This is a genomic window from Oleiphilus sp. HI0128, assembly GCF_001635365.1.
The window spans coordinates 15,635-38,064 of sequence record NZ_LWGG01000610.1 but is presented as its reverse complement, the minus strand read 5'-3'; the positions used below and the strand labels follow the sequence as shown (position 1 = coordinate 38,064).

Sequence of the window (22,430 nt, the reverse complement as noted above, 5' to 3'; positions counted from 1 at the left end):
CCGAGAGATTCAATCATCCCCATTACTTAAGCGCTCCAATGCAATTTTTATTCAGAAAGAAAATATTTTAGACTAAACATGCACATTGTTCTAAGTAATTATCGTTTTCACTCAGATGATATTCCAAGGCTGCAGATACGAGTAGTCTTATAGCCAGCCGGGATAAATTACTCGCTAAACTCTTCTAAGATAATCTTTAGGCGTACATCCAGTCCAACGTTTAAACGCTCTCAAAAAGCTAGCGGACTCAGCGTAACCTAACTGATCAGCCAATGCGGCCACTGACACTTTCCCTGCAGCCATCATCCCTAGACAGCGCTGTTTCTTATGCTCATCCAGGATACCTTGGTAACTCGTGTTGGCAGCGCTTAGTTTTCTGCGGAAGGTACGCTCACTCACAGAAAACATCTTTGCCACTTCAGGAACGCTTGGAAAGCGCCCTTCGTAGCCTTCAATGACTTGCTTGGTTTGTGAAACAATATCTTCATCTTGCGAATAGAACTTACGTAATAGCTCATAAGCTTGAACTCGATATAGCTGATGAGCGAGAGGGTTCCCGTGCTTCATCGCCACACTCAAAATGACGCGTGGAAGCCGAAACCAGTTATAGGGCTGATCGAAATGTAAATCAAAGTCGATATATTTCTGATACTCCGCCAAACACTTACCTTCAGGCTTAGGCCGAGCAGTACCTGCAGCAATTAGTATTTCGTTTGGTTTTTCAAGAAACTCCCTTACAAAGATATAGGTTCCCATAAGGTCTCTGTCGGCAATAAATGTCCTGAGTTTAGGTGAGGCCTCTGGTAAGGTATAACGTAGCTCTATCCAATCTTTATCAAAATGCAAAGTCATATGTGAAAAGAGCAGTGATAATGACTGAAATTGAGCGCCAACCTTCAAAGCCTGGTCAAAATTTGGTGCACTCATAAGCAACATTGCATAGGTACCGTATGAGGTAAATGTCACCTGACTGCCTACCTTGACACCAAGAATAGGGTCATTCAGTAAGTCTATTGCTTCTGACACGATATCCAGCTCCAAAGATTGCTCAATCACGGCGGCACCATTCATATTCTGCAAGGACATCCCCCTGCGCCGCAAAAGTTCTTCCGGGTCTGCCCCCAAGTCTTCAACCGCTTTAAACAGTGGAATCAAACCTAATATCGACTGCTTCTTTTTAGCACTGCCTACATACATAAACCCTACAGACCTTTCTTTGAATTAGGTGACCAAAGTAACAATTAACTAGCCTCAACTGTCATTATGGCCGTATTTATCAATTTTTGACAGGAAGCATCCTATATTATGTGACCAACAGTCACTAATCTGCATATACCCACTTTAGCTGATACGAATATTTCAGCAGAAAACTAATAAAAAAGAAGCACGATAACTTTCGCGGTAATTGCAGGAGATCATCATGAACAAAGACTATGAGCAACTCGACGTACTGATCGTTGGAGCTGGCATTTCTGGCATTGGCATGTGCTACAACCTAAAGAAAAAGCGCGCACATACCTCTTTTGCAGTGATTGAAGGTCGAAAAAACATTGGCGGCACTTGGGACTTATTCAAATACCCGGGTATTCGTTCAGACTCTGACATGTATACCTTTTCCTATTCTTTCAAACCCTGGACAGACCGTGAATATATTGGCACAGCTGACCGCATCAAGCATTATCTAGATGAACTGGTTTCTGATGAGAACCTGGACCAGTACATTCGTTTTCAACAGAAAGTCATATCAGCTGACTGGAACTCGGAACAAAACCGCTGGCTTGTCAGTATCGAGCGAGCAGATGGGTCGCAGTACCATATTGCTGCGAAATTCCTTACCTGTTGTTCAGGCTATTACAATTATGAAAAAGGTTACCTGCCAAATTTCGAAGGCTATGATGACTTCAAAGGAACCATTGCCCACCCTCAGCAATGGCCTGTTGATATGGACTACTCAGGTAAGCGCGTTATTGTCATAGGCAGTGGTGCGACGGCCGTCACCGTTGTACCCGCAATGGCAAAGAAAGCAGCTCATGTCACCATGGTTCAGCGCTCGCCAAGCTACGTCTACTCTCGCCCCGCTTCAGACATGTTATTTAGAATAATCTCTAAAATACTCCCGGCGGGCCTAACGAATAGAATCATGCGCGCCAAATACACTACCATGCAGCAAATGGTATTTATGTTATCCAAACGCTTTCCAAACTTTATTCGTAAGCTTGTCAGAGATATGAATAGGAAAGCACTGGCGGGAGCAGCTGACGTCGATACTCATTTCAAGCCCACCTACAATCCATGGGATCAGCGTATGGCCCTGGTACCTGATGCAGATTTATTCAATTCAGTTCGTTCCGGCAAAGCGAGTATCGTCACTGAGCATATAGCGCGCTTCACTGAGAAAGGAATATTGTTGAAGTCGGGCGACGAAATTGAAGCCGATATTATTGTTCCCGCCACAGGGCTCGATCTTCAGCTATGGGGAAAAATGAAACTGAGTGTCGATGGTCACGACGTCGATGCGCCTAAGCTAACCAACTATAAAGGCATGATGTTCAGCCAAATGCCAAACTTTGCTTGGGTCTTTGGATACACTAACTCTTCCTGGACGCTCAAAGCAGAGCTGACCTTTGATTATGTCTGCCGCCTATTGGAACACATGGAGCAAAATGGTTACCAAAGTGTCTACCCTTACCGTGAACCAAACGCCAAACAAAGCACCATTGTTGCACTGAAATCTGGCTACGTATTAAGAGCTCTCGACCGCTTGCCTGGCCAGGGAGAGTCCTTTCCATGGTGCAATAAGGACTTTTACTTCAAAGACATCTTTGCCATCAAACACAGCAAACTCGACGACGGTGTACTTCGTTTTGATGACAACACGCCTCTTGAAGCTTTTCATAAGGTAGAAAAAACTGAAACAAGTACGCCTTCCGTCGCCAAAGAAAAGACACAAACGACCGAAAAAGTTGAGGAGGTAGAAGTATGAAATCTCTACCTCCTGTTGTCTTGATCCACGGAATGTGGAGCACACCAGACATATTAGATGAACTGAAAGACGCCTTTGAACAACAAGGCTACCCTGTACTCGTTCCGAGACTTCCACTTCATTACCCTAAGAATAAGCTATGCGAGGACAAAAGGCGCTCTTTAGCTCGACTGGGTATCGAAGATTATGTCGCCTCTTTAAAGCAAGACATAAATAAATTCACGAGAGCCCATTCAAATCAATCACCGATATTAGTCGGCCACTCAATGGGCGGTTTACTCGCGCAGTTGCTTGCACAAGCGCTACCCTGCTCTCAGTTGATTTTAATTTCCTCAGCTGCGCCTGCGGGCATTAATGCTTCAAGTTGGTCGGTACTCAAAACCTTTGGACATAACTTGTTGAAATTTCCCTTATGGCGCTCGTATACCAATTTATTATTAAGAAATATTCAGTACGGTATCGCGAACACACAGAGCGCTGATATCCACAAGCAACTCACTCAAGCATCTACCTTTGAGTCAGGTCGAGTCACAACACAACTATCTATGTGGTTCTTATTTCGCAAGCCCCCCTCCAAGGTGGATTATCAATCTGTAAGCTGCCCGGTATTAGTGATTGGCGGCACCGAAGATAAAATCACACCGATAAAAATCCAACATAAGATCACCCGAAAATATGGCTCTTCAGCCAGCATAAAAGTTATCGAAGGAGCCTGTCACTATACCGTGGGAGGAAGCTTCTTCCCTCAAATAAGGGAGTCGATCTTTACCTGGCTGGATACAAAACTACCTAAACATAGTCAGGATGCACAAGCGGCGTAAACACCTAAATTAAAATAACAACTTAAGGGTCTTAACATGAAAAGCACTTGGACGAACAAAACAATTCTCATCACCGGCGCGGGCTCTGGTATTGGTCAGGCAATTGCTAAACTATTCGCGCAGCTGGGTGCAAATTTAGTGGTCACTGATATCAACCAAGCAGGTCTTAAAGAGACGAGTAAAGCCATCGGCTCATCAGCCATTATTTCCAAGCAGTCCGATGTCTGCTCAAAGGAGGACTGGCAAGCTCTCGCTAAAGATATTGAGCTTTCATCCGGGCATTTAGATGTACTCATTAATAATGCAGGCATGACGTCTTTTGGTTATTTTGAAGAAACTTCTGAGGCCCTATTTAACAAAGTAATGGATGTAAACCTAAATGGTGTCGTTATGGGTTGTCGAGAAATGATGCCATTACTTGAAAAGTCATCACGCGGCATGATCGTTAATGTCGCTTCAATATTCGGCTTGATCACCATGCCAATGGTAGCGCCCTACCATGCCTCTAAATTTGCCGTTCGCGGATTTACCGAAGCCTTACAACAAGACATGATTTATTCAGGTAAGAATATTGATGTTATTTGTGTGATGCCCGGCGGTATTCGATCCAACATTGCAAATTCTGCTGAAACTGAAGCAGCTAATTCCAATGAGCTTGCCAAACACTTTGAAACGGTGGCACGAACAAGCCCTGCAAAAGCGGCAGAAGTCATCGAAAAAGGCATGCGTAAGAAGACCTTCCGAGTATTAATTGGTGCCGATGCCAAGTTTGTCGATATTCTTTATAAGGTACTACCGACCAGCTACTATAAAGTATCTAACCAGCTTTTAGGCGTTAAACGGTTTTTACGTTCGTAGAACTAACAGAAATGGAAAAAAAGCGGGGATGGAGAGCTACCCCGCATAAAGGGGACTGGTAAACCAGCAAGGTAAAACAGGGACGTACTTTAACGAATTATGAACTTTAGGAAGCCTCGGACTTCATATGCTTACGTGCTGCAAATAAACCAACAAAGCCAGCCGAAAATAGCATCATGCTGCCGAACTCACTACTTGCATCCTGAGCGACACTAGCCGAAGCCTGTGCACTACAAGCAAAGACAAACAGTACAAGTATTGAGATAGAGTTTTTTATAGCTGACAATAGAATTCCTTCACATCAAAAAGATTGATAAACAAGCTTACTGCTTTGATTTAAGTGAAGACTAGCACGGAAGTTCTAACTCAACTGTCAACGAATGTTAAACGACAAGTTATTGAAATATAGTGTGATTTATTTGGCATTATTGCCAGCATAACTGTTCAATAAGCGAACAAAAGGTGCGAAAAATAGGGAGAAAGTCCCCCTTTAGCTCTGAACAGGTAAAACAAGGTCTCCGGCACGCAATCCCGAGACGACTTCGATCATCCCGTTTTCTTTCTGATCGCCAACTCTTATAAAGCGTCGAACAACTTGCTCGTTTTCCAAAACCCAAACAACGTTCAACTGACCAACATAAGCTATACGATCACTAGGCAATAGAATCTGTTGTTTCGTACCCACCGGCACACTTAATTGCGCATACATGCCAGGTAGCAAGCCTTCAGCCTCCAGACGGCTCTTAATCAAGAAGCTTCGAGATGCAGCATTACCTGCTGGCACCATTTCTTCTATTACTGAAGGCAGATTCTTATTCATCGAGGGAATCCTTACCTGCAAGGTGTCACCCAAACTGAGGCCGATCGCCAATTGTTCGCGCACATGCGCCTCGACTCGTAAAGTAGCTGGATTATATAAGGTAAGAAGCTGCATCCCTGGTTGGGCAGTATTACCGGGCTCTGCAAAGCGATCGATTATTAGACCATCAATAGGGGAATGCACCTGAGCATAACCCAGGGCCGTTTGCGCTTCTAACAAAGCCTGTTCTGCACTTTGCTTACCGGCTAACAAGCTATCGTAGTTTGCCTGAGTCTGCTCCAAAGCAGCGTTAGCAATCAAGCCTTTCTGACTCAAGTCCTCAGAACGCTTAAGATTATTCTTTGCTTCCAACAATCGTGCAGACACTGAAGACAAAGCCGCTTTTGCCTGAGACTCCCGTGATAGCAAATCTGCCTTTTCCAATTCAATCAGTAGCTGCCCTTGTTTAACCTGCTGCCCTGCTCGTACATGTACTTTCTCTATCTTGGCTAGAATACGTGATGAGATAAGTGAATTCTGTTTCGCTTCAATACCTGCTGGCACTGGCTCGAACACTTCCTTCTTCACCCGTTCGACCTCAATCGCTTGCCTTAGTAGCTCATCGAGTTTTACCAAACTTTGCTGCTCACTTTGCCCGGGCTTTACCTTGTTATTAAAGGCACCCGCCATCCAGGCAACCATAACGATAAGTAAAGCAATTGCCAGTACAGGTAAGCCCAGTTTTTTTAATACGGAGTCATTTGTTTGCATCTTCGTATCCTAATTTTGCGTGATCAGTTAATGAGTTATTTTCTGGCTTATCGAACACCAACAAGTAAACAATTGGTACCACCAGCAAGGTAAAGATGGTTGAGGCAATGATGCCGAAAATAATAGCCAGAGCCAGGCCACTAAAGACCGGGTCAAGGATAATCACCAGATTACCCAGCATGGTAGTGCCAGCAGTCAGTAGAACAGGCCTCATACGAACGGAGCCCGCCAGTATAAGCGCCTCTTTAAGCTCCACACCCCGGTCTCTGGCTTGAGTGATGAACTCTACGAGTATCAAAGAGTTGCGAACAACGATTCCAGCCAAAGCAATCATGCCGATCATCGCTGTGGCGGTAAATAATACGGGTTCAGGCGCTCCTGCAATCACTCGTTCGCCAAAAAGGTTCAGCGCTGCAAAACCAGGCATAATACCGATAATCGTCAAAGGAATAGCCGACATAATAATCAAGGAAAGACGGACAGATTGTGTCTGTATCTTCAGTACAAAGAAGATACCTGCCAAAGCAAACATAAATGCTAAACCCATATCTCTAAAGACATCTATGGTGATCTTCCACTCGCCTTCACCACCCCATTCGAGCTGGATATTTTCAGGTAGCGACCAAGTCTGTCCGGCTGACTCACCAGTGAATAGCGAAAGAAAGTTGCGAGACTGCCAATCACTAACATTCAGGTTTTCTTGTTTCGCTTCTGCCCCAAGCTGTAAATCGCCACTCACATCAGCAATCACTTCAGCAGGCGTTCTACCAGACAGCTCTGCCATCACATAAACGACCGGCTTTAGGTCTTTATGATGAATTGCACGATCCGAGACATGCTCTTCGAACGCACCTAATTCTCCCAAAGCAACGAGGGGCACCGGTGCACTGTCCAAGCCATAGCGGCTGCTCTGTTTGATCACCCCTGCTTGACCTCTTACCTGCAAACGCGCTAAATCTTCAATCGAGTTTTTATCTGCTTCCGCAAGCTCTAAATAAAGCGGAACGGGTGACGTTTCTCTTTCTTGCTGATAGAAACCCGCTGCCATGCCTTGATTAGCAATAACTAAAGCTTGATTGGCTTGAGCAGAAGAAATTCCAGATAAAGCTGCTGCTGTCTTATCCAGGGTATAGCGAAGCTTTTTCTGTTCAGCCTCGACAGTGGTATCAACCTCCACGACAAAAGGCTCTTTTTCCAGGCGCTCTTTTACACTCAATGCAGCAGCCTGTATATCCTCGTAGGGAGTCAGTTTGTCACCGTACAATTCAGCGACCAAGGTACTCAATACCGGGGGCCCTGGTGGCACTTCCACCACTCTAACCAATACACCTTCTTTATTAAAAGACTTAAGCAAGTCTCTTAAACGCAGCACCACGCCATGAGACTGATGCTCTCTTTCTGCTTTATCGAGTAAGGTCAGCCGCAAGTCTGCCTGATAAGGCATCGTGCGTTGATAGTAACGGCGAACCATACCATTAAAATCGATAGGCGAAGCCACCCCCACAAAGGCGGCTGAAGCGAGTACTTCGTTTACTTGCGTCACTTGTAAGGAGATCTGCTTAGCCAAACTCGCTGTCTGTTCCAAGGTCGCTGACTCTGGCATATCGATAATAATCTGCACTTCATTTTTATTATCAAAAGGCAGAAGTTTTAAGGGAACCCAGCGCATCATAGGTAACATGGCTGCAGCTAGGAATAAGATCAGCACAGCCCATAAGACCCATTTTGCTTTTCTCCGATCATTCAAAAAGGGAGAGAGAACACGTCGGAAAAAAGGGCTCCCGCTATCAGCACGACTGTCCTCACCCTGTTCAGCAACAATGGCCGAAGGTTTCAGAAGTTTACTCGCCAACCAAGGCGTCACTAAAAATGCCACCAGCGTACTGACGCCGACGCTCACTGGCACATTGAAAGCCATCGGCGCCATATAGGGCCCCATCATTCCGGTAATGAAGGCAAGCGGAATAAATGCCAGGACGATAGTGATGGTCGACATTATCAAAGGCACTTTGATTTCTGATATCGCTGCAACAATTTGAGAGGCCGTACCAGGGTCCTGGCTTCCATCTTTGCCACGCAGCTTCTTTTTCAAATATCGTTCAATGTTATCGACACCAGTAATCGGGTCATCGACAAGTAAACCTAGTGATAGAATCAAAGCAAATAAGGTCACACGGTTAATGGTATAACCAAAAGCCATATCCAAGGCCAAGGTCACCCCGTAACTAATGGGTACCGCAATACCAACAACTAAAGCAGGGCGCCAGCCAAGGAAAACCGCGATAAACACCACCACGGTAAAGACCGCAAAGGCCAAGCTACTCGTTAGGTTATCAACCTTCTCATTCGCCGTTGCACCGTAATCACGTAGCACTTCTATGCCGATACTTGTCGGCAATAAATCTGACTTTAGCGCTGCAATAAGCTTATGAACTTCCTGAGCCACACTGACTGCATTGCTTCCCGGCTGTTTGGCGACACTGATAACCGACATCGGTAAATCACTACGTGCGGCGATCGGGACCCCTTCAAATTCTGGATGTGTTTCAGCAAAATCCAACCAGGTATAAGTACTCGCATTGGCAGGGCCGTCAACAATTTCAGCTACATCCTGAAGCGTTACCGGAATCCCATCGACAACATTGACCACCGTCTGTTTTAGACTACTAAGGTCGCGGATAAAGTCGCCGCTTTCGAGTTGAATAGACTCATTGTCAACGAACCAGTTGCCGCTACTTTGAAGCAGATTGGACACCTGTAAAGCTTGCAAGACGTCTGCCGAAGTACTTTGACGCGCTGCCAAACTTTCGGGCTGTAAAAAAATCCTTATCGTTCGTTCTCGGCCCCCCGTTACCTTGACTTCACTGGTATCAGGAATTGCCTGTATATAAGTCGACAGCTCTTCCGCTACCCGCCTTAAGTCATAATCGCTAGCATCGCCTTTGGAATACAAAGCCAACATCATGATCGGCACATCATCCACTTCAACCGGGTTTACGCGCCAGTTTTGTACTGCCTGAGGGACTTTATGTTGATTGGAATGAAGTTTGTTATAGGTATTCAGAATTGCATCTTCACGATCTTCGCCAACATAAAATCGTAAAGTAACAGCCGCCTGACCGCTCATTGAGGTGGAATAAACATTCTCTACACCCGGGATTTGAGCCAGAAGTTTTTCCAGCGGTGTTGTCACCTGCCGTTCTACCTGCTTAGAAGACATACCTGGCGAACTGACTAACACATCGACCATCGGTACAACAATTTGAGGCTCTTCTTCACGTGGAGTGTAGTTCAGCGCGACCATGCCCAATAAAAGCGAGACAATAAGAATCGCTGAAGGTAAGCCACCCGCTAAACTGTAGGCGAGCAAACGTTCGATAAAAGATTTATCTGCTGAAGTCATGCAATTACCCTAAGGTTTAATTAATTCGGCTGGCAAAATACGTTATACAAGTTCTGAATTATCGACTCTACACGAGGGTCGTTTAGCCGGTAATAGATGGTCTGCGACTCCCTGCGCGTTGCCACAAACTCTACTGCTCTAAGCTTTGCCAAGTGTTGCGACAAGGCCGATTGAGAAAGAGGCACCCGCTTATTTAATTCGCCAACTGATAGCTCCCCTTCACTCAAAACACACAAAATCATTAAGCGCTTGCTGTTTGCCAGGTTTTTTAAGAAAGCCTCTGCTTCTGCCGAGCGCGAAGACATTTCATCCAGACTAATATCCATCACCTACACCTTAAATTACGTCTTATGCATGTCACGATAAATATGAATACTAATTAAAAATTGCTAATTTAGCAACTTCTAATATATCATACCTCCCATCACTGTAAATGTTTGAGGTAATAAATATGTTGAGATCGATACCGGACTTAATTCAAGAAATCAGACCTAAAGTACGCTGTGTAACATCATCAAGCGCCAAGCTGGAAATGAGCAATAATGGTGGTATTTTGATTGACGTAAGAGAACCCATGGAAGTGGCACAAAACCCGACACCGAACGCCCTCAACATTCCACGTGGTGTCTTGGAAATGAAGGTATCAGAACTCCACCCACATGAAGAAACACCGCTCTATATCCACTGCGCAACCGGTGCACGCGCCACTTTATCTGCAGAGCAGCTGATGAGAATCGGCTATAAGCATGTATCGGTGATCACTTGTGATATTGAGACGATATGTCAGAGCTAGAATAATTAGAAAGTAGAATGGCACTTACTTAAACTGAATTTCACTTTTTTACAGTGGAAGCCTAGAGAAACATTACTCCTCTGTGCAGCAAAGCGCTCTGTGTCCTCTGTGGTTAAGGGCCTTAGTCTTGAAGATCAAAAACCCAAAAACGAATCCACCACAGAGGACACAGAGCGGCCGATGGCCTGTACGGAGATAATCAAAAAAGGGTTCTTAAATGAATGGCTCCTATTTAATCTGAATTGCACCCTATAGATAATCATTTGTTTAGATGGAACATATGCTTAAGTAAGTGCCGTTCGGTCTAGAGTAAATTTACTCTGACCGCAGCCTCTCCTTCTAATTATGTTAGACTGCCGCTAGTTTTTAAGCGCATCAAATTGAAGGAACTCCCATTAAATGGACTTAGAAGTAAAACCCTATACTGAACAGCCTTTTAGATTCAGCGGCAAAGCACTCGAATTCTTTGGCATTTGGATCGTCAATATAGCTCTCACCATCGTTACGCTGGGCATTTATTCGGCCTGGGCGAAAGTTAGAACACACCGCTATTTTTATGGCAATACTCAGCTTGACGACAGCGCCTTTCAATATTTGGCAAAGCCTGAACAGATTCTAAAAGGGCGAATTTTTGCATCCATATTATTCGGCATTTATTACGCAATAAATTCCTATAATGGCGTTTGGGGTTTGTATGCCGCTGCAGCAGTGACAGTTTTAGTGCCTGCAATCATTGTTCTTTCTATGTCGTTCAGGCTCCGCCACACAGCTTATCGTGGTATTACCTTCCGCTTTGAACGAAACTTCAAGCAAGCTTATTTATTTTATGGCCTACCGGTATTTTTGTTCCTGGCTCTGCTTGTTAGCTCAATATATTTTTCTGTGCCCAGTGAGGTATGGGAATACTCGGAAGTCCCGATTTCTGAGGAGATGCCAGCTGATGAAACGACAGAGATACCTGCCGTAGGAGAAGAAGCAAAAATAGATATTGAGGAAGAGTTTAATATGCCTTGGGGGCTTGCTGCTTTGTTCCCATTGTTTATCTTGGGCTTTCCCTTCTGGCAATACTTAAAAGCTATTTTCCTTGTAAATAACGCTCGCTATGGCACCTCACCATTCAGCTATGGCGCTGGCGCAAAAAGCTTCTATCTTATGTATTTAAAGGCCTCCGGTGTTTTTATCTTAGCGATATCTATTGTACTTTGGACTTTATCCCAGCTAGACCTTATGAATTTTACAAGTGAAGAAACAGCACCGTCTTTTTCAAACCTCATTTTAATTCAGCTGGTATTCTTTACTGTTTATTTATGGATCTTTGCCTACCTTCAAACCAAGCGCCAAAACTTGATATTCAATCATACCCAGATCGAAGAGATGACTTTCTCAAGTACATTGAGCGTTAGCTATATGTTGTATCTATACCTCAGCAATACGATTGCCATTATCTGCTCACTAGGCTTACTCATCCCCTGGTCGATGATCCGTACTGCGCGCTACCGCGCAAGCCAACTAACACTGCTGACAAATCAATCTCTCGATAATTTCGTCGCGGATCAACAAAATCAATTGACCGCAATGGGTGAAGAGTTTGGTGAAGTCTTTGATATCGAAGTGGGAATTTAAATGCTGACGAAGCCTGGTTGCTAACAATGGAGATTTCCGGCTATTTGTACCTAGGGCAAAGCTCATCACGGCTTCCCGCTAAGCTACATTATCAGGAAGGCGGTCAGCTCTGCTTTTTTCCAGAAAGTGAATTTGTCACTGAGTCATCCAATGAACCCTTAAAAAAGGTCGCCATTAAAGATGTCGACATCTCATCACGCATTGGCAATACCCCGCGCTTCATTAGTTTTGGCGATCAATGTCAATTTGAATGTGCTGATAATTTAGCAATCGATGAACTGATTAAAACCGCCCAGCAGGATGGCTACCTCAAAACTAAAACATATTCCGGGCTCGCTCACCGCTTGGAAAGTAAGCTTCAGTTTGTTGCGTTAACCTTAGTTTTGGTAGCGGTCGCTAGCTGGGGTTTTATCGCTTATGGCATTCCTTTTTTCAGCGAAGAATTGGCCCACGCACTGCCCGCTGAAGTATCAACAAAAATTGGTCACGGAGGCTTAGAAATCCTAGATAAGAGCGTGTTTCAAAGCAGTGAATTAGCTGAAGAAGAGCGCGACTCCTTAAGGCAGGCCTTTAATCGCATCGCCGACGAGCTGACAAAGATTGAAGGCCTTGAGCTCATTCCAATGAAAATCGAGTTCCGCAAAAGCGAGTCCATCGGTGCGAATGCTTTTGCACTTCCATCAGGAACCATTATTTTTACCGATGAGATGGTCAAACTCGCAGAGAACCAAGAGCAGCTGGAAACGATCATGCTGCATGAAATTGGACATATCGCTCACCGGCATAGTCTGAGAAGACTGATACAGCAATCCAGCCTAGCCCTATTCATCGTTATCGTAACTGGCGATATTTCAACCACCAGCCAAGCAATTCTTGCCTTACCTGGTGTTCTTCTGCAAGCAGGCTATTCCCAAAAAATGGAGCTCGAGGCTGATGATTTTGCGCTGAAACATTTACAAGAGTTTGGCTTACATCCTGAGGATTTTATTACCTTAATGGAGAACTTAGAATCCCAAGAAAAAGACCAAGGTGCAAACGAGCCCGAAGAAAACATAGGTAGCGTGGAGCCAAAACAAGAATCTGAAATACAGGGCTATTTTTCAAGCCACCCAAGCACGTCAGAGCGGCTAGAACGATTTAGAAATCACCGTCATTGAAGCGCTAAACACTAAAGCTTAGCGCCTCCCCATTTCCCTCTATGCCAGTGAATACCGTAAACAAAACCTTGGCCCAGGCGAGAGAAAGAAAACAAAAGCCAAATCACCAGCAAGGGCGGCTCAAAATAAACTACTGCGATAAGACCTAAAGGAAAGAACACAGCCCATTGAGAAAGCATACTTGTCTTCAAGACTACTTTTACGTCACCACTTCCCAGCAAGGCGTTCATAAGAATCACACCGATAACATCGATAAATATTAAAGCCCCCGTCACCTGCAAAGGTAAGCGAGCCGCGTCAATGGTAGCCGTATCTGAAGTGAAAAAGCGCAAGATAAGCTCTGCATTGAAGGCTAATAACATACCGAGTATCAAGGTTATCCCTCCGCCAATTTTGGCAACATCATAGGCCCAGAGTTTAGCCTTCACCTTGTCTCGTTCACCTAAGCTTGTACCTACCAGCGTTGCAGCGGCCATACCAAAACCAAAGCCTGGCAAAATACATAACATCAGAATATTGATGAGTATATTTAAAGCGGCAACTTCACTAACGCCTATTTTACCCACCATCCAAAACAAGCTGATCATACCAATCGCAATTAACAGCTGCTGAAAACCTGCTGGAATGGTGAGTCTAAAGACGCTAGCAAGATCACTTAAGCTTGGTTTTATACGGAATAATTTTAACGACTCCAGCTTGAAGAAGCCCAAACAAAAATACAGAACAGAACCAACGCCCATGGCAATGGTACTCGCCCAAGCCGCACCATCAGTCCCCATAGCGGCGAAACCAAGGTGACCGAAAATCAATATATAGTTCAGAATAATATTTAGTACATGAATAAACACTAGCGACAACATGTAATACTTTGGCTGACTAATGCCATTAAAGTAACCGCGAAAGGCGTAATTCACCCCCATGAAAACCGTCGCGAGGACTCTGATCTCCCAATAAGAGCTACCTAATTCAGCGACTTCGGTATCGGCATTAAGATATGGAAAAATAGAAGGTATATAAGGATAAATTAAAGCTGTCAGAAGGCTGCCAAATATTACGGCGATCATCACACCTGCAAATAGCGACACCCCAGCTTGCTCGATTTTCTTCTCACCCAAACGACGAGAGGCAACAGCTTGAACACCGCTAGACAGCCCCAGAACCATGGCGCTTGAAACGAAGGCTGCAAAACTCCCTGTTCCTACTGCGGCTAAGGCACTAGCCCCCAGATGACCGACCATTGCGACATCGACGATATTCAGTATATTTTGCGAGATCATACCGCCAATAATAGGCAGAGAAAGTAAAAAAATTAGTTGAAAGCGGTCTAGGGTGATCATTATCGTTCTTATTGTATTTGCTTAATAAGCGCATAATATTTGCACCCCCCCCACACTCGAAACCAGGCTTAAAAATGATTTAGATAATTTCATTCTTGGCGATTAAGCCGGTATTCGGTAAAGTAAGCAGTAATCTAAATTCGCCCTCGCGATATCAGTTTTCAATTTAAGAGAGTTATTATGAGTCAGTTCTGGAGCCCCATCGTTCACAAGCTCACCCCTTACGTTCCAGGTGAGCAACCTAAGGTTTCCAATCTTATTAAGCTCAATACTAACGAGAACCCTTATGGCCCCTCTGACAAAGTTCTCTCGGCCCTGAAGGCTGAAGCGTCTGATTCTCTTCGTTTATATCCTGATCCAAATGCCAGTGAGTTGAAAAGTGCGATAGCCGAATATTACGACCTTGAAGTCGAGCAGGTTTTCGTCGGTAACGGCTCAGATGAGGTGCTAGCACATACCTTTATGGGCTTGCTATCAAATGGTAAGCCGCTACTCTACCCCGATATTACTTATAGTTTTTATCCGGTTTATTGCAGCTTATACGAAATTGAACCTAAGACTCTTCCACTTAGTGAACGGTTTGAAATAGAGCTTAGCGACTACCCAACAGATAATGGCGGCATCATCTTCCCTAACCCTAATGCACCAACCGGTCGTGTATTGCCATTAGACGAAATCGAAGCTCTGCTGAAAAGGAATACTGAATCAGTGGTCGTCGTGGATGAGGCTTATATCGATTTTGGTGGTGAAAGTGCCGTTGCGCTCGTCAATAAGTATCCCAATTTATTGGTTATTCAGACCTTTTCTAAATCTCGTTCTTTGGCGGGCTTACGTGTCGGTTTTGCCATTGGGCATAAAGACTTGATCGATGGCCTTGAGCGAGTGAAGAACAGCTTCAACTCCTATCCGCTTGACCGCTTTGCAATCAAAGGCGCATCGGAAGCGATTAAAGATAAAGCTTATTTTCAAGCCTGCTGCGATAAGACCATTGAAACGCGTGATTGGCTAACACTAGAGCTCGAGAACTTGGGTTTTGAAGTCATGCCTTCTGCGGCAAACTTTGTGCTCGCCAAGCACCTAGATATTGAAGCTGAAGCTCTCGCTGCTGGTTTGCGTGAACAATCGATTATCATTCGCCACTTCAAACAGCCACGCATTAAAGATTATCTTCGGATTAGTATTGGTACACCTGAAGAATGCCAGGCACTGATTGCAGGACTTAAGCGCCTAATCGTGGGATCAGAGTAAAAATAGCTTTTTTTACTCTGACCCGAATGGCACTTACTTAAGCTGAATTGCACCCATTTTACAGGGAAATATTATTCCTCTTTGCAGCGAAGCGCTCCGTGCCCTCTGTGGTTAAGAGGGCTTAATCCTAAAGATCAAAACCCCAAAAACGAACCCACCACAGAGGACACAGAGCGGCCGGAGGCCTGCACGGAGAAACCAAAAGAAGGGTTCTTAAAGGAGTGGCACTTACTTAGGCTTTAATAAAGTGCTCCCGGTAATATTTTAGCTCTTCAATCGAATCTCGAATATCATCAAGTGCCAGGTGAGTACCTTGTTTTTTTAAGCCTGATTGAATCTCTGGTTTCCAGCGCCTAACTAGCTCTTTCAATGTACTGACATCCAGGTTCCGGTAATGAAAGAAGGCTTCTAGCTCCGGCATATACTTCACCAAGAAGCGCCGATCCTGACCAATGGTATTTCCGCAAATTGGCGAGCAGCCCTTATCTACATATTGCTTCAAGAACTCTATCGTATCTTGTTCTGCTTCTCTCTCGGAAGTATTGCTGGCTTTAACCCGAGCAGTCAGACCATTTTCACCATGTGTTTTGGTACACCATTCATCCATAGAGTCCATCAATTCGTCACTTTGGTGAATCGCGATAACCGGCCCTTCCGCCAGGGTATTTAGCTGTGAGTCGGTCACAATCGTAGCGATCTCGATAATGCGCTCTTGTTCAGGATCCAAGCCGGTCATTTCTAGGTCGATCCAGATAAGGTTGTCTTTATGTTTCGCGGGGCTGTCGGTCATCAAAATAGTCCTATGATTAATGCTGGTGCTTGGCAGCTAAAGATAATCACTATATTCGATATAAACAAGCTTCTGGAATACTTTTACTGCTAGAATAGCGCCATTGGTTCTTTTCCTAGCGATTCATCGGAGCTTATGAGCAAACGTAAACTGAATAGACGGCAGCAATGGCGTATCGAAAAAATACAAGCTGAGAAAGCCGCACGTGCCGACCGCAAAGACAAAAAGCTAGGGCAAGAATATGCAGCAAGCGATTTAGGTGAAGAACAAAAAGGCCTGGTCATCGCGCACTATGGCCAACTGCTCGATATCGAACCCAGCGAAATTTGCGAAGGCGAAACAGAAAAACTTGTTCATCGCTGCCATGTCAGAGCAAATGTCGATGCTTTAGTCACCGGTGATGAAGTCGTCTGGCGCCCCGGCAAAGACCAAAGCGGTGTGATCGAAACACGCCTAGAACGCCACAGTTTACTGCAACGCCCAGACAACTATGGGCTGCTCAAACCCGTAGCCGCCAATATCGACCGTATTATTATTGTTGTCGCCACTGAACCCACACCCTACGCTAATCTAATTGATCGTTATCTGGTGGCCGCTGAAACTCTCGACATCAAGCCTGCCATACTGTTTAACAAAAGCGACTTGATTAATGATAATAACCGCGCTCAGATAGAAAAACTCTGCCAAAGCTATGAAGCACTTGGCTATGAAGTACTCAAGACCTCAGCCAATGAAGTCGAGCATTGTGAGTCCACCTTATTCGACTGGCTAAAAAACTACACCAGCGTCTTCGTTGGCCAATCCGGTGTCGGCAAGTCTTCACTGATTCGTAGTATTCTGGGTGATCAGAGCATTAAAGTCGGCGCGCTTTCGGAAGTATCCCGTAAAGGTACTCACACCACGACGACAGCCAAGCTTTTTCATATTCCGGGTGGCGGTAGAATTGTTGACTCACCGGGCATACGAGAATTCGGCTTATGGCATATCAATGAGCAAGAACTGTTGGAAGGTTTTATCGAACTCAGGCCGCATATTGGCTACTGCCGTTTTCGTGACTGCAAACATAATAATGAGCCCAAGTGCGCGATCCTTGACGCCTACGACAAAGGTGAGATTAGTGAAGAGCGCATGAATAGTTACCGCAGAATTAGAGAAACACTCGGCGACAAAGAAACCTACCAATAATACTCAGCCATTAATTGCCTGCATTATTAAAAATCCAATCTATACTCTAGTCATAGTGAGCTATTTTCAATAAATTGCTCGCAACTCCTAACTATCAATCTATTACATTAGCTTTATGACTGACTCAAAAATGCCCGATAGCGCTGAAGGCTGGGCAAACTTTCTGGTGACAAAGTCACTTCCCTCGCCATTTAAAGTGGGTCAAAAAGTCATTCGTATGCTAGAAAAAAAGGTTATTCCATACTCTCATCTGGCTGCTCACGTTAATAAAGACCCAATCTTGGCTTTTTACGTCATGTCACACGCCAATGATAGCCAGCTAGAAGATACACCGAGCAGTAAGACACTGGCACACGCCATTAGTATGATTGGCATTGAGCGCCTAACAGAGCTGATAAACGAGCAACCCTTTAAAGCTATTTCCTTAAAGAGTATTACCAGTTTCTACTACCTTCGAACACTATCAACCAGTTTATATGCAGGCCACCTCGGTCGAGCCATCGCTAAAAGAAAAGGTAAAGGAAACCCCGAAGACGTTTATTGGTCCAGCTTGTTTCTGGGTGCGCCTATCTGGTATTTATGGCGCTTTGCAACGCCTGAAATGCGTTTAGTACGCTATGCCATTCGTTCCAACTACAAGCTCCCCCATGTTGCCGAGAAAGAAGTATTAGGCGGTACAATCGTCGATGTCACGACCGCTCTGGCTAAAAAGCTAAACGTTCCTGCCCTGGCTCAGGCATGCTATCAACCAGATAAACAATTAAGCCATAAGCAATGGGTCACTATTGCCCGCTCTTTTAGCCCTGATGGGAAACCGCTCCGTGTTGAAGATCGCGACATTAATATGCTGATGCAGTCTCCACATTTTGTCGTGATGCTGGCAAACCTGATTGCTCACTATTCTTCATATTGCTGGTATTCAAGGGCAACATTAAGAGCACAACGGATTCTGGCTTGCTACTTAAACTGCTCGGTTGATGAAGCGATTCAGCTAACTCATGAAGCTGCTGCAGATATGTCACGCGCTCATCCTATGCCAGGCGTAATGCAACCGGCTGCTAAATTATTCGTGCCACCACGCAAGCGCACTAAAGCACAAAGTGAGTGCCAACTCAGTGAATTCCAGTCAGATGCCTATGCGCCATCTCAGAAGGGAAAAGCAGCGCCCCCTGCTCCAGAAGCGCCAATAGCCAGCTCTACTAAAACTAACAAGCTTGAAGACACCAGACAACACGAGAACCGGGACGTACCGAAACCTGAAAAAATTAATGCACCGACTAATAAAGAAGGCATTGCTGAAAAAGCGCAAGCAAACGGGCCGCTTTCACGGAACCCCTTATATACTGAGCTAACACATATCATGGCTCATCGCCCGCAGGAGTTTACCGACCTACATGAGCTGATGAATGCCGCGACCCAAGGCATTGCCTACGGCATTGAGTTAGAACGAGCATGCGTGGGTCTGATAAGCAAAGACCGCAGCCGCTTTAAAAACTATTATTCAGTCGGGTGCCAAGATCACCCTGAACTTAAGGATTTTGAAAGCAAAATAATCAAGAATACTATTTTTGAGAAATTATGCTCTCGCCCAGCCAGTATTTGGGTGAAACCCTCTAGTGACAAGAAGATACTCGACCTGATTCCCATGAATTTCAAGGGCGCCACCGACTCAAAAGAGTTTTTCTTAATGTCGGTATTTGTTGGCAAAAAACCGGTTGCCCTTTTCTTCGCAGATAACACTGACAACCAAACACTCACCGACGCTCACTATAAACAATTCAAATACCTATGCAGCGCAGTCACTACTTCCTTACAGCATCAAGCGAATCGTCAAGCATCAAAGGGTGAAGAATAGTTAGTCCCAAACTTTGTCATCTGGTATGATCCGCCGATCATCATTTGAAGCAATGAGAACTAACAAATGTCAGATCTGTTAATTGAAGCGCCTCAATTACTCGCACTATTAAATAATGAAGACTCCTCTGAAAAGCTGATCATCGTCGACCTTGGAAAAGAAGATCGCTACCTAAGCGCTCATATCCCCGGTGCAGTACTGGTAAGCCCTAATTTAACCCAGGCGGGTCCGCCGGTGCCCGGCCTTGCTCCGAGTAAAGAAAATTTAAACGATTTAATGCAAAGCATTGGTCTGACTCCCGATAGTCAGGTTATTGTATACGATGATGAAGGTGGCGGCTGGGCAGGACGTTTTATCTGGCTACTCGATGAAATTGGCCATAACAACTACCGCTATTTGAATGGCGGCTTGCACGCATGGGCTGCTGAAAATTTCGACATGGAAAGCGGCCCTGTGGCTAATGAAAAGTCAGATATTCAAGTGTCTTTTAGCGGTAAACATAGCCTCACTCTCGCGCAGCTAAAAGAGCTTGTAAACACTCAAGATTTGCAAATCTGGGACGCTCGTTCTCCGATGGAGCATAGTGGCGAAACTGCTTACGCAGCCAGAGGCGGCAAGATTCCCGGCGCACTAAACTACGAGTGGACTCGCGCGATGGATCAACAAAATAGCCTAAAACTAAAACCCTTTGACACCTTGTTGAGTGAGTTAGCGACTGTTGGAATAAGCCCAGAAAAGCCAACCGTCACACACTGCCAAACCCACCATCGCTCAGGCCTCACTTATCTATTAGGCAAGCTACTTAGCTTCACAGATATAAAAGCTTACCCTGGTTCTTGGGGCGAATGGGGAAACCAAGCTGACACCCCTATTGAATGAGTAAATTACTACTAACGGACTTACTATGAAACTCGATGATCTATTTATTTTCAGTCAATATATTGCACCGCAACACTTGATCTCGCGGGCAGCAGGAAAAGTCGCTGAATGTGAAATTCCGGCGTTCAAGAATAAGCTGATCGCTTGGTTTATTGATAAATACGGCGTCAATATGTCTGAAGCCTTGCTTGATTCGCCAGAGAATTTTAAGCACTTCAATGACTTCTTCACTCGTGAACTTAAACCTGGCGCACGGGAAATTGACACCCAAGAAGATGCAATCATTTCTCCGGTTGATGGCGCGATTAGCCAGCTAGGCCAGGTTGATAAAGGCCAGGTATTTCAGGCAAAAGGTCAGAGCTTTAGTGTGGTAGAGCTGCTTGGCGGCGACATTGAACGAGCCGAACCGTTTATGGGTGGCGACTTCTCAACAATCTACTTGTCGCCTAAAGATTACCATCGAATTCATATGCCCTGCACCGGCACATTAAGAGAAATGGTTTATATCCCTGGTAAGTTATTTTCGGTTAACCCGGTAACGGCAGAGAATGTCCCTCGCCTATTCGCCAGAAATGAGCGTGTTGCAGCCATATTCGATACCGAGTTTGGCCCGATGGCCATGGTCTTGGTTGGTGCAATGATTGTTGCCAGTATCGAGACCGTTTGGTCTGGTTTAGTCGCTCCGGTTAAGCGCGATGTGAACAGTACCCTTTATGGGGATGCGAGCAGTATCACTCTGGAAAAGGGGCAGGAAATGGGACGATTCAAGCTCGGTTCTACCGTTGTATTGGCGTTTCCAAAAGGCACAACACAATTCAATGAAGCAATGCAGGCAGGCTCCCCCGTTAGAATGGGTGAAAACTTCGGTAGTATCATTAAAAGCTAGATTTACTAGACCCGACTTAGAGGGAAGCTCAATACATCTTCAATGCTATTGACTCCCTCTTTGATCATCAACAAACGATCCAAACCTAGGGCAATTCCCGAACAGTCTGGCATACCAGACTCCAAAGCTGATAAGAACTTCTCATCGATTGGTATCCCATTCAAACCCATATCCTGGCGTACCAAATTATCAGATTCAAAGCGCTGGCGCTGCTCTTTAGCATCCGTTAGTTCATGATAGGCATTCGCAATCTCGAGCCCGTTTATATATAGCTCGAACCTTTCTGCGACCAATAAGCCATCCTCATCATGCTTCAAGGCGGCTAGAGATGCTTGTGATGCGGGATAATCCGAAACAAACACGGGTCTAAGCTTACTATCTTCAGAACAGCCCAAGTATGGCTCAATACAGACGCTTAGTAGCAGATCCAGGTACTCATCACGTTCCAAATTAGGCCCGGAATAGCCGGCCAACTCTATTGCTTTCTGCCTCAGTACATCAATAGCGACTATCATCGGGTCAAGATCTAAATATTTCCGAAACAAGTCGCGATAACTAACTGTCGACACTTCACATGAACCCAAAAGAGTTTCCAGTAGGTCTGCGGTTTCTTGCATCAGAGCGTTGAGATCAAAGCCTGGGCGATACCATTCAAGCATGGAAAATTCAGGATTATGTCGTACGCCGCTTTCAGCATTACGAAAAGTTTTACAGATTTGGAAAATCGAACCACTCCCCGCAGCAAGTAGACGCTTCATAGGGAATTCAGGAGAAGTATGTAGATATAAACATTCTGAACCCGCACCAGGTGCAGAATTCAAAGCGCAAGACAAACTTTCCAGATGAGGATCTGTCGCAGTTGAGCGACCAAGAATAGGCGTTTCAACTTCAAGCACATGACGTGCGACAAAAAAAGCCCGAAGCTGCGCATATAGCTCAGCCCGGGCTTTTAGTCTTTGCAAAGAACATGTTGGTTGCCATTGTTCTGAAGTTTTATTCATAACAAGCAAGCAAACCTCTAATCTCTATGCAATCAATTGCT

The 22,430-nt window shown here is 45.0% G+C and carries 19 protein-coding genes; 11 read left to right on the top strand and 8 right to left on the bottom strand.

Annotation, left to right across the window (positions count from 1 at the left end; genetic code table 11):
- Nucleotides 1–174: 174 nt before the first annotated feature.
- The gene (locus tag A3763_RS07515) at nt 175–1,197 is read right to left on the bottom strand and encodes an AraC family transcriptional regulator (protein ID WP_068515881.1); all 1,023 of its coding nucleotides are present in this window, start codon (nt 1,195–1,197) and stop codon (nt 175–177) included.
- Between the two features lie 223 nt (nt 1,198–1,420).
- Between A3763_RS07515 and A3763_RS07510 the strand changes: the two genes are divergently transcribed.
- The 3 genes from A3763_RS07510 to A3763_RS07500 are packed head-to-tail and all read left to right on the top strand — an operon-like array spanning nt 1,421 to nt 4,662.
- Nucleotides 1,421–2,983 (top strand): NAD(P)/FAD-dependent oxidoreductase, encoded by a 1,563-nt coding sequence (locus A3763_RS07510; RefSeq protein WP_068515883.1) that lies wholly within the window; start codon nt 1,421–1,423, stop codon nt 2,981–2,983.
- Entirely contained in the window at nt 2,980–3,804 is an 825-nt protein-coding gene (locus A3763_RS07505) for an alpha/beta hydrolase (RefSeq protein WP_068634556.1), read from the top strand. The genes A3763_RS07510 and A3763_RS07505 overlap by 4 nt, the downstream gene beginning before the upstream one ends.
- A gap of 36 nt (nt 3,805–3,840) precedes the next feature.
- A complete protein-coding gene (locus tag A3763_RS07500; protein WP_068515889.1) occupies nt 3,841–4,662 on the top strand; it encodes an SDR family oxidoreductase in 822 nt (273 codons plus the stop codon).
- A gap of 106 nt (nt 4,663–4,768) precedes the next feature.
- Here A3763_RS07500 and A3763_RS07495 read toward each other — a convergent pair whose 3' ends face one another.
- From A3763_RS07495 to A3763_RS07480, 4 genes are all read right to left on the bottom strand, one after another.
- On the bottom strand, nt 4,769–4,948 hold the full coding sequence (locus A3763_RS07495) for a hypothetical protein (RefSeq protein ID WP_068512752.1): 180 nt from the start codon (nt 4,946–4,948) through the stop codon (nt 4,769–4,771).
- A 204-nt stretch (nt 4,949–5,152) separates the two neighbouring features.
- A complete protein-coding gene (locus A3763_RS07490; protein ID WP_068515892.1) occupies nt 5,153–6,232 on the bottom strand; it encodes an efflux RND transporter periplasmic adaptor subunit in 1,080 nt (359 codons plus the stop codon).
- A complete protein-coding gene (locus tag A3763_RS07485; RefSeq protein WP_068553430.1) occupies nt 6,219–9,635 on the bottom strand; it encodes an efflux RND transporter permease subunit in 3,417 nt (1,138 codons plus the stop codon). Before A3763_RS07485 ends, A3763_RS07490 begins: the two co-directional genes overlap by 14 nt.
- 20 nt (nt 9,636–9,655) lie before the next feature.
- Entirely contained in the window at nt 9,656–9,961 is a 306-nt protein-coding gene (locus A3763_RS07480) for a helix-turn-helix transcriptional regulator (RefSeq protein WP_197470031.1), read from the bottom strand.
- Nucleotides 9,962–10,086: 125 nt separating this feature from the next.
- Here A3763_RS07480 and A3763_RS07475 point away from each other — a divergent pair, with 125 nt between their 5' ends.
- The 3 genes from A3763_RS07475 (at nt 10,087) to A3763_RS07465 (ending at nt 13,208) form a co-directional block, all read left to right on the top strand.
- Nucleotides 10,087–10,428, top strand: coding sequence for a rhodanese-like domain-containing protein (locus tag A3763_RS07475; protein ID WP_068509654.1), 342 nt, complete (start codon nt 10,087–10,089; stop codon nt 10,426–10,428).
- A gap of 399 nt (nt 10,429–10,827) precedes the next feature.
- A complete protein-coding gene (locus tag A3763_RS07470; RefSeq protein WP_068509657.1) occupies nt 10,828–12,051 on the top strand; it encodes a YjgN family protein in 1,224 nt (407 codons plus the stop codon).
- 26 nt (nt 12,052–12,077) lie between these two features.
- Nucleotides 12,078–13,208, top strand: a complete 1,131-nt coding sequence (locus A3763_RS07465) for a M48 family metallopeptidase (protein WP_068509659.1) — start codon at nt 12,078–12,080, stop codon at nt 13,206–13,208.
- Between the two features lie 11 nt (nt 13,209–13,219).
- Here A3763_RS07465 and A3763_RS07460 read toward each other — a convergent pair whose 3' ends face one another.
- Entirely contained in the window at nt 13,220–14,545 is a 1,326-nt protein-coding gene (locus tag A3763_RS07460) for an MATE family efflux transporter (RefSeq protein ID WP_068509662.1), read from the bottom strand.
- A 180-nt stretch (nt 14,546–14,725) separates the two neighbouring features.
- Here A3763_RS07460 and hisC point away from each other — a divergent pair, with 180 nt between their 5' ends.
- Nucleotides 14,726–15,793 (top strand): histidinol-phosphate transaminase, encoded by a 1,068-nt coding sequence (hisC, locus tag A3763_RS07455; RefSeq protein WP_068509665.1) that lies wholly within the window; start codon nt 14,726–14,728, stop codon nt 15,791–15,793.
- A gap of 232 nt (nt 15,794–16,025) precedes the next feature.
- Here hisC and orn read toward each other — a convergent pair whose 3' ends face one another.
- Entirely contained in the window at nt 16,026–16,583 is a 558-nt protein-coding gene (orn, locus tag A3763_RS07450; protein WP_068509667.1) for an oligoribonuclease, read from the bottom strand.
- A 135-nt stretch (nt 16,584–16,718) separates the two neighbouring features.
- Between orn and rsgA the strand changes: the two genes are divergently transcribed.
- The 4 genes from rsgA to asd all read left to right on the top strand — a co-directional run bounded on the left by rsgA (nt 16,719) and on the right by asd (nt 21,388).
- Nucleotides 16,719–17,768: a small ribosomal subunit biogenesis GTPase RsgA gene (gene rsgA, locus A3763_RS07445; RefSeq protein ID WP_068553429.1), complete on the top strand. Its 1,050-nt coding sequence runs from the start codon at nt 16,719–16,721 to the stop codon at nt 17,766–17,768.
- A 115-nt stretch (nt 17,769–17,883) separates the two neighbouring features.
- Nucleotides 17,884–19,623: an HDOD domain-containing protein gene (locus tag A3763_RS07440; RefSeq protein WP_068509670.1), complete on the top strand. Its 1,740-nt coding sequence runs from the start codon at nt 17,884–17,886 to the stop codon at nt 19,621–19,623.
- 66 nt (nt 19,624–19,689) lie between these two features.
- Entirely contained in the window at nt 19,690–20,502 is an 813-nt protein-coding gene (locus tag A3763_RS07435) for a sulfurtransferase (RefSeq protein ID WP_068507602.1), read from the top strand.
- Between the two features lie 25 nt (nt 20,503–20,527).
- Entirely contained in the window at nt 20,528–21,388 is an 861-nt protein-coding gene (gene asd, locus A3763_RS07430) for an archaetidylserine decarboxylase (protein WP_068507599.1), read from the top strand.
- Between the two features lie 5 nt (nt 21,389–21,393).
- Here asd and epmA read toward each other — a convergent pair whose 3' ends face one another.
- Nucleotides 21,394–22,389 carry an EF-P lysine aminoacylase EpmA gene (gene epmA / locus A3763_RS07425; RefSeq protein ID WP_068507597.1) on the bottom strand — a complete coding sequence of 332 codons (996 nt, stop codon included), beginning with the start codon at nt 22,387–22,389 and terminating at the stop codon, nt 21,394–21,396.
- Nucleotides 22,390–22,430: the final 41 nt, after the last annotated feature.

Coding starts and splice junctions, on each gene's coding strand:
- A3763_RS07505 (WP_068634556.1), top strand. CDS start 2,980: ATGAAATCTCTACCTCCTGTTGTCTTGATCCACGGAATGTGGAGCACA.
- A3763_RS07510 (WP_068515883.1), top strand. CDS start 1,421: ATGAACAAAGACTATGAGCAACTCGACGTACTGATCGTTGGAGCTGGC.
- asd (WP_068507599.1), top strand. CDS start 20,528: ATGAAACTCGATGATCTATTTATTTTCAGTCAATATATTGCACCGCAA.
- A3763_RS07480 (WP_197470031.1), bottom strand. CDS start 9,961: ATGGATATTAGTCTGGATGAAATGTCTTCGCGCTCGGCAGAAGCAGAG.
- A3763_RS07460 (WP_068509662.1), bottom strand. CDS start 14,545: ATGATCACCCTAGACCGCTTTCAACTAATTTTTTTACTTTCTCTGCCT.
- orn (WP_068509667.1), bottom strand. CDS start 16,583: ATGACCGACAGCCCCGCGAAACATAAAGACAACCTTATCTGGATCGAC.
- A3763_RS07435 (WP_068507602.1), top strand. CDS start 19,690: ATGTCAGATCTGTTAATTGAAGCGCCTCAATTACTCGCACTATTAAAT.
- A3763_RS07440 (WP_068509670.1), top strand. CDS start 17,884: ATGACTGACTCAAAAATGCCCGATAGCGCTGAAGGCTGGGCAAACTTT.
- hisC (WP_068509665.1), top strand. CDS start 14,726: ATGAGTCAGTTCTGGAGCCCCATCGTTCACAAGCTCACCCCTTACGTT.
- A3763_RS07470 (WP_068509657.1), top strand. CDS start 10,828: ATGGACTTAGAAGTAAAACCCTATACTGAACAGCCTTTTAGATTCAGC.
- A3763_RS07500 (WP_068515889.1), top strand. CDS start 3,841: ATGAAAAGCACTTGGACGAACAAAACAATTCTCATCACCGGCGCGGGC.
- A3763_RS07490 (WP_068515892.1), bottom strand. CDS start 6,232: ATGCAAACAAATGACTCCGTATTAAAAAAACTGGGCTTACCTGTACTG.
- A3763_RS07515 (WP_068515881.1), bottom strand. CDS start 1,197: ATGTATGTAGGCAGTGCTAAAAAGAAGCAGTCGATATTAGGTTTGATT.
- A3763_RS07485 (WP_068553430.1), bottom strand. CDS start 9,635: ATGACTTCAGCAGATAAATCTTTTATCGAACGTTTGCTCGCCTACAGT.
- A3763_RS07465 (WP_068509659.1), top strand. CDS start 12,078: ATGGAGATTTCCGGCTATTTGTACCTAGGGCAAAGCTCATCACGGCTT.
- A3763_RS07475 (WP_068509654.1), top strand. CDS start 10,087: ATGTTGAGATCGATACCGGACTTAATTCAAGAAATCAGACCTAAAGTA.
- rsgA (WP_068553429.1), top strand. CDS start 16,719: ATGAGCAAACGTAAACTGAATAGACGGCAGCAATGGCGTATCGAAAAA.
- epmA (WP_068507597.1), bottom strand. CDS start 22,389: ATGAATAAAACTTCAGAACAATGGCAACCAACATGTTCTTTGCAAAGA.